This window comes from Streptomyces sp. NPDC060205, from assembly GCF_042728395.1.
Taxonomy (GTDB): Bacteria; Actinomycetota; Actinomycetes; order Streptomycetales; family Streptomycetaceae; genus Streptomyces.
Genome location: NZ_JBHWZP010000342.1, coordinates 1 through 9566, shown reverse-complemented (window position 1 = coordinate 9566; position 9566 = coordinate 1). Strand labels below are relative to the sequence as shown.

At 68.1% G+C, this 9566-nt stretch carries 8 protein-coding genes; 2 read left to right on the top strand and 6 right to left on the bottom strand.

What is annotated here, in order from left to right; translation table 11 throughout:
- Positions 1-115: 115 nt before the first annotated feature.
- Positions 116-493, bottom strand: a complete 378-nt coding sequence (locus tag ACFWGJ_RS36965) for a VOC family protein (RefSeq protein WP_387333346.1) — start codon at positions 491-493, stop codon at positions 116-118.
- Positions 494-671: 178 nt separating this feature from the next.
- On the opposite strand from ACFWGJ_RS36965, the gene ACFWGJ_RS36960 reads away from it, so the two are divergent.
- Together ACFWGJ_RS36960 and ACFWGJ_RS36955 are read left to right on the top strand one after the other, a co-directional pair.
- Positions 672-2291: a hypothetical protein gene (locus ACFWGJ_RS36960; protein ID WP_387333345.1), complete on the top strand. Its 1620-nt coding sequence runs from the start codon at positions 672-674 to the stop codon at positions 2289-2291.
- A gap of 29 nt (positions 2292-2320) precedes the next feature.
- Positions 2321-2866 carry a hypothetical protein gene (locus ACFWGJ_RS36955; RefSeq protein ID WP_387333344.1) on the top strand — a complete coding sequence of 182 codons (546 nt, stop codon included), beginning with the start codon at positions 2321-2323 and terminating at the stop codon, positions 2864-2866.
- A gap of 123 nt (positions 2867-2989) precedes the next feature.
- Here ACFWGJ_RS36955 and ACFWGJ_RS36950 read toward each other — a convergent pair whose 3' ends face one another.
- The 5 genes from ACFWGJ_RS36950 to ACFWGJ_RS36930 form a co-directional block, all read right to left on the bottom strand.
- Positions 2990-4102 (bottom strand): ABC transporter ATP-binding protein, encoded by a 1113-nt coding sequence (locus ACFWGJ_RS36950; RefSeq protein ID WP_387333343.1) that lies wholly within the window; start codon positions 4100-4102, stop codon positions 2990-2992.
- A 12-nt stretch (positions 4103-4114) separates the two neighbouring features.
- The gene (locus tag ACFWGJ_RS36945) at positions 4115-5176 is read right to left on the bottom strand and encodes an ABC transporter ATP-binding protein (RefSeq protein ID WP_387333342.1); all 1062 of its coding nucleotides are present in this window, start codon (positions 5174-5176) and stop codon (positions 4115-4117) included.
- A gap of 10 nt (positions 5177-5186) precedes the next feature.
- Positions 5187-6164, bottom strand: a complete 978-nt coding sequence (locus tag ACFWGJ_RS36940; protein ID WP_387333341.1) for an ABC transporter permease — start codon at positions 6162-6164, stop codon at positions 5187-5189.
- Positions 6165-6269: 105 nt separating this feature from the next.
- A complete protein-coding gene (locus tag ACFWGJ_RS36935; protein WP_387333340.1) occupies positions 6270-8072 on the bottom strand; it encodes an ABC transporter substrate-binding protein in 1803 nt (600 codons plus the stop codon).
- A gap of 100 nt (positions 8073-8172) precedes the next feature.
- The gene (locus ACFWGJ_RS36930) at positions 8173-9210 is read right to left on the bottom strand and encodes an ABC transporter permease (protein WP_387333338.1); all 1038 of its coding nucleotides are present in this window, start codon (positions 9208-9210) and stop codon (positions 8173-8175) included.
- Positions 9211-9566 lie beyond the last annotated feature (356 nt).

Genomic DNA, 9566 nt, shown 5'->3' with positions numbered 1-9566 from the left:
CGTCAGGGGCGCGGGGAACGGCGCGGCCCGCCCCCACCGGGCCGCAGCCGACACACGACCGATCACCCCCCAAGGGGCGCGGGGAACGGCGCAGGAAGCAGCGTGGGGCGGCCAGTCAGTCCGCGTCCCCCCGCTCCACGCAGAACTCGTTCCCCTCAGGGTCCGCCAGGAGGAACCAGCCGCCCCCGTCCGGACGCGTCCGGTCCGCTATCAGGGTCGCGCCGAGCGCAAGCGCCCGCTCGGCCTCCGCCGCCCGCGTACGCCCCGTCGGCCGCAGGTCGAAGTGGATGCGGTTCTTGGCCGTCTTGCCCTCCGGGACGCGGACGAACAGCAGCCGCGGACCTCCGTCGGGGTCCGCGATCAGCGCCTCCGGATCACCCGGCTTGTCGTCGTCGGCCAGCGGCCGGCCCAGCAGTTCGCTCCAGAACATGCCGAGGTCGTAGGGATCGCCCGTGCAGTCGAACGTGATGCTGTGAATGGTGGGGTTCGTCATGGCGGGGAGCTTCGCCGATGCCCAGGGGGAAGTCGAATCGTTTTCGCTTCCGCGGGCCCGCACCGTGAACCCGGCGAAGCCGTTCATCCGTTGGGGCGGAAGTGATCCAAGCCGGGCCGGGACAACGACGCGGCCCGCCAGGGTGGGCCCAGGAGAGCACCCCCCAGGAGGTCACCGCATGCCCCCCACCACACCGGACTTCGGCCCGGGTATCGACGACTACGCACCCCACGAGGGGCAGCGGCACTGCGACCCGGACGCGAAGCCGGGCCTCCTCGCCTTCCGCGACCTGGTCCTCGACGCCTGTCCCGGCACCCGGAGCCTGGGCATCAGCAGGGAGTGCGGCAGGCCGGGGGTCAGCGAGCACAAGGAGGGCAGGGCCTGGGACTGGGGGGTCGACGCCGACGGCCAGTCCGCCATCGCCGACGACCTCATCGGCTGGCTGCTCGCCACCGACCGGCACGGCAACCGCCACGCCCTCGCCCGCCGCTTCGGAATCATGTACATGATCTGGAACCGGCGGATCTGGCAGGCCGCCCGCGCGGACGCCGGCTGGACCCCGTACACCGGTGCCAGCCCGCACACCGACCACGTCCACTTCAGTTTCGGCTGGGCGGGAGCGCGCAAGGAGACCACCTGGTGGACCGGGCGCGGGACGGCCACCCCGCAGGTCGGGGTCGGGCTCCCCTCCGTCGTGGACCACGGCTCGGGCATGGTCGTGTCCGGGGTCGACGGGACGGGCGACGTGGCGCACCGCTGGCAGAACCGGGCGGGCGGCGCGTGGTCGGCGTGGACGCCACTGGGCCGTCCGTCCTCCGGAGCGGTGGGCCGTCCGTGGGCGCTGGTGGGCCGCTACGGCAAGCTCGCGGTGTTCGTACGGGGCACCGACGGGACGCTGTGGCACACCTGGCAGTCGGAGGCGGGCGCGTGGGCGCCGGAGTGGGTGTCCCTGGGCGGACACCTCGCCAGTGATCCGGCGGTGGTGCTCAGCCCCAACGGCGCGTTGTCGGTGTTCGCCCGGGACCCCGAGGGCCGTATCACCCACACCTGGCAGCGCGGCCCCGAGCAGGGTTACGGCTGGCACGGCTCCTGGGCCGACATGGGCGGCGCCGCACAGGGACGTCCCGTAGTCCTCGTGGGCCGCGACGGGGGCATGGTCCTCTTCGCACGCGGCACCGACAACGCCCTCCACCACCGCTGGCAGACCGGCACCGGCGGCCCCTGGTCCGACTGGAACCCCCTCGGCGGACAGCTCACCAGCGACCCGGCCGTGGTGCTCAGCCCCAACGGCGCGTTGTCGGTGTTCGCCCGGGACCCCGAGGGACGTATCACCCACACCTGGCAGCGCGGCCCCGAACACGGCCACGCGTGGAACGACAGCTGGGCCGACATGGGCGGCGCCGCACAAGGCCGCCCCACCGTCCTCGTCGGCCGCGACGGCGGCATGGTCCTCTTCGCCCGCGGCACCGACAACGCCCTCCACCACCGCTGGCAGACCGGCACCGGCGGCCCCTGGTCCGACTGGAACCCCCTGGGCGGACAGCTCACCAGCGACCCGGCCGTCGTCCTCAACCCCAGCGGCGATCTCTCCGTCTTCGGACGGGACGCGCGAGGCCGGGTCACCCACACCTGGCAGCGCGGCCCCGAACACGGCCATGCCTGGAACGACACGTGGGCCGACATGGAGGGCAGCCTCGCCGCCGATCCCGAGGCGCCCGCGGTCACCGGCGTACTCGCGTCTCCCCGTACCCCGGTCCAGGACCGAGCCGCCCCGGCGGCCGCCCGCCCCGCCCCGTGACCGTCCGCTCAAGGATCAGGAGCCCCAGGATGGCGTGCCACATCCCGCCCCACCACGATCTCGAAGTGACCAAGGCCGTCTATCTCGTGGGCCGCGAACTACAGGTCTCGGACAAGGTGATGCTCGCCGGGTTCGAGGCCGGCTGGGTCGAGTCGCACATGAACAACCTCGACTGCGGCGACCGTGACTCCCTCGGCGTCTTCCAGCAACGCCCCAGCCAGGGCTGGGGAACCCCGGAGGAGATCCGCCACGTGCCGTACGCGGCCCGGCAGTTCTTCGTGCGCGCGGTACGGGTCGAGGAGCAGTCGCCGCAGCTCACCGCGGGGCAGACGGCCCAGAAGGTGCAGCGCTCGGCCTTCCCGGAGCGGTACGACCAGGCCGAGGACAAGGCCCGCGCCCTCCTCGACGAGGCGAGAAAGGCCACAGGCACGCCCTCCCTGCCGGCCCCGCGCGTCAGCACCGGGGTTCCGTCGGTGGTGGACCACGGCTCGGGGATGGCCGTCTTCGGCGTCGACGACACGGGCGAGGTCGTCCACCGCTGGCAGAACGAGCCCGGCGGCCCCTGGTCGGGCTGAACTGCTCCGTCCTCAAACGCCGGACGGGCTGAAAGGTTGCCTTTCAGCCCGTCTGGGGGCACCTCCCAGCGGTAGCTGGGGGAGCTTGAGGACCGGGGGTTCGGGGGCAGCGCCCCCGAGTACCTACTCCCCTTCCTTCTCCAGCGCCGCCAGCGCCGGGTCCAGCACGATGTCCTCCGCGCGGGCCTCCGTCGTCGGGTCCTCCGGGAAGTGGCAGGCCGTCAGGTGGTTCTCACGGTTGCCGGAGATCTGCACGAGCGGCGGCTCGGTCGTCGCGCACTTGTCCTGCGCCTTCCAGCAGCGCGTACGGAAGCGGCAGCCGGACGGCGGGTGGATCGGCGAGGGGACGTCTCCAGAGAGCCGGATCCGCTCCCGGTCCTCGGTCTCGTCGTCGAGGGCGACCTCGGGGACGGCCGACAGCAGGGCGTGCGTGTACGGGTGACGGGGCCGGTTGTAGATGGAGTCGCGGTCGCCGACCTCCACCACCTTGCCCAGGTACATCACCGCGAGGCGCTGCGAGAAGTGCCGGACGATCGCCAGGTCGTGGGCGATGAAGAGGAAGGCGATGCCCATCTCTTCCTGGACCTTCTGCAGCAGGTTGACGACCTGTGCCTGGATCGACACGTCCAGGGCCGACACCGGCTCGTCCGCGACGATCAGCTTCGGGTTCAGGGACAGCGCGCGGGCCACACCGATGCGCTGGCGCTGACCGCCGGAGAACTCGTGCGGGAAGCGGTTGTAGTGCTCGGGGTTGAGCCCGACCAGCTCCAGCAGCTCACGGACGCGGTTCTCGACGCCGCCCTTCGGGTTGATCCCGTTGACCTCCATCGGCGACTTGATGATGGTGCCGACGGTCTGCCGCGGGTTCAGCGAGGAGTACGGGTCCTGGAAGATCATCTGGATCTCGGACCGTACGGGCGCCATCTGCCGGCGCGAGGCGTGCGTGATGTCCTGGCCCGCGTAGGTGACCTTGCCGGCCGTCGGCTCCAGGAGCCGGGTGATGAGCCGGCCGGTCGTCGACTTGCCGCAGCCGGACTCGCCGACCAGGCCGACGCTCTCGCCGACCCCGACGGTCAGGTCGACCCCGTCGACGGCCTGCACGGCTCCGACCTTGCGCTTGATCGGGAAGCCGCCGTAGATCGGGAAGTGCTTCGTCAGGCCCTCGACGGAGAGCAGCGTCTCGGCGGCCCCGTCCACCGGGCCCTGCGGCTTCGGCAGGGTGAGTTTGTCGCTCATGAGTCGTTCTCCCTAGCCCAGCCGGGGCTTGATCTGCTCGATGAAAAAGGTCGACTTCTGCGCGTCGTCCAGGTGACAGGCCGCGCCGCGGCCCGCGGGCAGGTCCGGCCGCTCGCCGGAGCAGCGGTTGCCGGAGACCTCGGACGTGAAGCCGCACCGGGGGTGGAACGGGCAGCCCGACGGCGGGTTCAGCAGGCTGGGCGGGGACCCCGGGATCGGGGTGAGCGCCTGCGCCGTGTCACCGCCGAGTCGAGGCATGGAGCTCAGCAGGCCCCAGGTGTACGGGTGCTGGGGGGCGCGCAGTACCTCGCGGACGCTGCCGCGTTCCACGGCCCGGCCCGAGTACATCACCAGCAGGTCGTCGGCCATCTTGGAGATGACGCCGAGGTCGTGGGTGATGAAGATGATCGCCGAGCCGAACTCCTGCTGGAGGTCCTTGAGCAGGTCCAGGATCTGGGCCTGCACGGTCACGTCCAGGGCCGTGGTCGGCTCGTCCGCGATGAGCAGGTCCGGGTTGCAGATCAGCGACATCGCGATCATCGCGCGCTGGCGCATACCGCCGGAGAACTGGTGCGGGTAGTCCTCGAAGCGCAGCGCGGGCTGCGGGATGCCGACCTTGTCGAGCATCTCGATGGCGCGCAGCTTCGCCTCCCGCTTGGAGGCGCCCGTGTGCTTGATGAAGGGCTCCGCGATCTGCCGGCCCACCGTGTAGTACGGCGAGAGCGCGGTCAGCGGGTCCTGGAAGATCATCGCGACCTTGTTGCCGCGGAGCTTCTCCATCTCCTTCTCGGTCGCGGTGACCAGTTCCTTGCCGTCGAGGACGATCTCGCCCTCGACGGTGGCGGTCTTGGGGTTGTGCAGTCCGAGGACGGTCAGGTTGGTGACGGACTTGCCCGATCCCGACTCCCCCACGATGCCGAGCGTCTTGCCGCGCTCGACGTCGAAGGAGAGCCCGTCGACGGCCTTCACGATGCCGTCCTCTGTGGAGAACCGCACCCGCAGGTCGCGGACCGAGAGGAAGGCCTCCGGCCCGCTCGGGGCCCTCTCGCCTTCGGTCTTGGTCAGTGTGGTCACGGTATTTCTCCTAGGCGAGGCGCACGCGCGGGTCGATGTAGGCGTAGGCGAGGTCCACGACGATGTTCAGGATCAGGATGAAGAAGGCGCCGAACAGCATGACGCCCATCGTCAGCGGAAGGTCCTTGGTCAGCGAGCCCTCGACCGCGAGACGCCCGATTCCGGCGAGGTCGAAGGTGAACTCGGTGACCACGGCGCCGGACAGGAGCGCGCTGAGGTCCATGCCGATGATCGTGACGATCGGGATGAGTGAACCGCGCCAGGCGTAGCGGAAGAAGACGTATCCCTGCCGCATGCCCTTGGCGCGCGCGGTTCTGACGTGCTCCTCCTGGAGCTGCTCGATCATCGTCGAGCGTGCCATACGCGTGTACTGGGCGGTGAAGATGGTGGCCATCACGGCCCAGGGGATCAGCATGCCCATGAACCAGCTGCCCGGGTTGTCCGTGAAGGACACGTACTTGGGGCTCTCCAGCCAGCCGGTGTTGTAGACGAGGAGGCTGAGGACGATGGGGCCCAGGAAGTAGATCTGGAACGAGCTGAGCACCATCGAGGAACCGCTGACGATCTTGTCGAGGGCGGTACCGCGCTTCCAGGCCGCCATCAGACCCGTACCGAGGCCGAACAGCAGGAAGATCACCAGGCCGCCGATGGTCAGCGAGAGCGTCAGCGGGAAGCGGTCCATGATGGAGTCCCACACGAAGTCGCCGCTGTCGAACGAGACACCCAGGCACGGGGCGGCGCAGTGTCCCTGCGGGAAGTCCCGGCCGGACACGATGCCCATCATGAATTCCCAGAACTGGGTGGTGATGGGCTTGTCCAGGCCGAGGTTCTCGCGGATGACCGCGATGTTCTCGGGGGAGCAGTTCTTGCCGCAGGACAGCTGCGCGAAGTCCTGGGGGATCGTATAGAACAGGAAGAACGTGAAGGCGCCGATCAGGAACATGATCACGACGGCGCCGCTCAGCCTGCGGATGAGGAACTGAAGCATGGCGGGTGGGTGCTCTCTTCGAAACGCGGCGGCAGGAGGGGGATACCGACCGCGGGGGTGCGCTCCGCCTGGCGCACACCCCCGCGGATCAGCCGAGCATGGGTGTTACGGCTGCTTCAGGAACAGGTCGTTGATGTCGATGTAGCTCGACTCCGTGCTGAAGCGGGCGCCACCGATGTTCGAACCGTAGAGCTGCATCTGCTTCGAGTAGTAGACCGGGGCGCTGGGGTTGGTGTCCTCCACGATGGCGTGGTGGGCCTCTTCCCAGGTCTTGGCGGCCTGCTCGGGCTCCTCGGTCACGGCCTTCTTGATGAGGTCGTTGACCTTCGGGTCGTCGATGTGCGAGTAGTTCGGCGCGCCGTCGGCGACGAGGTCACCGTCGTAGACGGGGGTGATGACGGTGGACGGCGACGGCCAGTCCTGGCCCCAGCCGGTCATGTACAGGTCGTACGGGTTCTTGAGCTTGCCGACCTGCTCGTAGAAGGTCGCGCGGTCGATCTCCTTGGCCTGGACATCGAAGCCGAGCTTGTTCAGCGCGTCCTTGATGATGACCATCTGGGCCTGGCCGCGCGGGGTGTTGGAGTAGGCGTAGCTGAGCTTGGTGCCCTCCTTGAAGCCCGCTTCCTTCAGCAGCTCCTTGGCCTTCGCCGGGTCACCGTTGGGCTTCTTCAGCTTGCCGAACGGGTCGTACTTCGGGTCGAAGCCGGGCAGGGTCGGGGCCAGCAGACCACCCGCGACCTCACCGCCGTACCGGCCGCCGTCCGCCTGCACCATGGACTGGTTCGGGATCGCGTAGGTGATCGCGTCCCGGATCTTCTTGTCCTTCATCTTGGCGCTGTCGAGGTTGAAGCTCAGGGCCCAGACGTAGACCTGGTAGCCCTGGATGGTGCGCTTCTTCGCGTCGGCGTTGCCGATGACCGTCGACAGCTGCGCCGGGTCCACCGAGTCGGTGAACTGGATGGCGTTCCTGGCCTCGCCCTTGTCGGCGATCAGACGCTTGGTCTGGCTGGCCTGGTCGATGGTGTTGGTGAAGTTGTAGCCGTCGACGTACTGGTGGCGCACCGAGTCCGTCTTCTCGTCCCACTGGTCGTTCTTGACCAGCTTGAGGGACTTGCCGGCCTTGTACTCGGCGATCTTGTACGGGCCGAGGGAGGCGGGGGCCTTGTCGTACTTCTCCTTCGTGTCCTGCTTCTCGGGCACGATGGCGTAACCGGCCATGGCCAGGGCCTGCGGGAGGTCCGGCTGGGCGGTCTTGAAGTGGAAGACGACCGTTTTGTCGTCCGGCGTCTCAAGGACCGAGTCCGGCAGGTGCTTGCCCTTGTACGGGCCGTCAGGCAGCGCCTTGCGGTAGTCGGAGCCGGAGAGCCAGCTCTGGACGTACGTCGGACCGTCGAAGATCACCTTCGAGTACTGCCGCTCGATGGTGTGCCGGACGTCGGCGGACGTGATGACGTTGCCGTCCTCGTCCTTGATGTCGTCCTTCAGGGTGTACGTCCAGGTCTTGCCGCCCTCGGACGACTTGCCGGAGTCGGTGGCGACGTCACCGACGACGGTCAGGTTGCCCTTCTCGTCCTCCTGGAAGTTCGTCAGACCGCGGTGGATCAGGTTCGCGAACTGGCCGGCGTCACTGACGTAGATCTGACCCGGGTCCATGTGGGACAGGTCGGACTGCTGGTAGACGTTGATCGTGCCACCGGACTTGGCCCCGGCCACCGCCTCGGCCGGACCGGTCGACGCCTGGGCGTCGCCGTAGGCGACAGGCTTCGACTGCGCCTTGGCGTCCTCCTTGGACTTGGAGTCGTCCTTGCCGCTGTCCTTGCCGCTGTCACTGCAGCCGGTCAGTGCCAGCGACCCCGCCGCGACGGCGACGGTTATGGCGCGGACGGTGCGCATTCTTATCGGGTTCATGATGCCGATGACCTACCTGTCGATAGTTGTCCACGAGTGCTGCCTGACGGTCCGGACGAGCCGGAACGGGGGTGGCAGCCCCCCCACCACCAATGGACGTTTAGCGTCCGGTCTTGGGGTCGAATGCGTCCCGGACGGAGTCGCCGAGAAGATTGAAGGCGAGCACGAAGACCACCATCGCGATGCCCGGGAAGAACATGAACATCGGGTCCTGCTCGTAGATCCCGGCGCCGATGGCGAACATCCGGCCCCAGTCGGGCGTCGGCTCGACGAAGCCCACACCCACGTAGCTGAGGAAGGCGATCGACAGGATCGAGCTGGGCAGCATGTACGTGCCCTGCACCAGGATCGGCGTGACGATGTTCGGGAGGATCTCCTTGCGCACGATACGCGCCGGAGAGGCGCCCGAGACCTTCGCCGCCTCCACGAACTCCCGCTCCCGCAGGGAGAGTACGGAGCTGCGCACCAGACGGGCCATGCCCATCCAGCCGAGGAACCACATCACCAGGATGATCGCCACCGCACGCAGATAGGTGGGGGTCTCGTCCGTCGGCGAGACGAACATCGCGGTGACCACCGGCATGAAGGCGATGAAGAACAGCTGCTGCGGGAAGGCCAGGAAGAAGTCGGTGATCCGGCCCAGCCAGTAGTCGACCTTGCCGCCGAAGTAGCCGCTGATCATGCCGAGGACGACGCCCGTCACCACGCTGAACAGCGTGACGAGCACGGCCATGTAGAGCGAGGTGCGCATGCCGTACAGCAGCATGGTGAACACGTCGCGGCCCAGCTTGGGCTCGACGCCGAACCAGAAGTCGGAGGACATGCCGCCGAAGGAACCGGTCGGCATGGCGAAGTCGTCGAGCAGGAACGGGTAGTCGGGCTCCTGCGCGTACAGCGTGTAGGGGTCCTTGCCGTACAGGGACGAGATGACCGGGGCGAGGGCGGCGACCGCGAAGAAAAAAATCACCACGCACGCGGAGATGACTCCGGTACGGTCTCGCTTGAAGCGATGCCACATCAACTGCCCGGGGGAACGGCCTTCGAGCTGCTCGGCCTCGGCGGGCTCGGCGTTCGGCGCGAGCTCGGGGTCCAAGGCCGCCGACGGCCCGGAGCCCTCGGCCTTGGTTGGACTGGTCATCTTTGTTCTTCCCCCGGGGGATGGAGAGTTGAGCGCAGCACAGATACCGGCAGGTTCTGTGGTTTCAGGGAACTTTCACCAAGTGGGTCAACGCGCGTCAAGGGCGGAAGACATAGGGATCTCCCTACCGTCGAAATTTTGAGCAAAAATTGCAGAGAATGACACCTACGCGCGCTTGACAGGTGAGACAAGATTCCGGCCAATCGGGCATCTGCTGTGAAAATTTCGTTTACGTGTCCGAAACTTGATTGGGCATTGACCGATATGCGAACGCCGCCGCACCCTTTCCGCCGTTGTCCGAACTGAACCGTTTTCCGGCCTGCGGGCACGGCGGGAATCCGGGTACGCCGAAGGCC

Bases quoted from the DNA above. Each gene is read 5' to 3' on its own strand.
- ACFWGJ_RS36950 (WP_387333343.1), bottom strand. From the start codon at position 4,102: ATGAGCGACAAACTCACCCTGCCGAAGCCGCAGGGCCCGGTGGACGGG.
- ACFWGJ_RS36935 (WP_387333340.1), bottom strand. From the start codon at position 8,072: ATGAACCCGATAAGAATGCGCACCGTCCGCGCCATAACCGTCGCCGTC.
- ACFWGJ_RS36930 (WP_387333338.1), bottom strand. From the start codon at position 9,210: ATGACCAGTCCAACCAAGGCCGAGGGCTCCGGGCCGTCGGCGGCCTTG.
- ACFWGJ_RS36965 (WP_387333346.1), bottom strand. From the start codon at position 493: ATGACGAACCCCACCATTCACAGCATCACGTTCGACTGCACGGGCGAT.
- ACFWGJ_RS36955 (WP_387333344.1), top strand. From the start codon at position 2,321: ATGGCGTGCCACATCCCGCCCCACCACGATCTCGAAGTGACCAAGGCC.
- ACFWGJ_RS36940 (WP_387333341.1), bottom strand. From the start codon at position 6,164: ATGCTTCAGTTCCTCATCCGCAGGCTGAGCGGCGCCGTCGTGATCATG.
- ACFWGJ_RS36960 (WP_387333345.1), top strand. From the start codon at position 672: ATGCCCCCCACCACACCGGACTTCGGCCCGGGTATCGACGACTACGCA.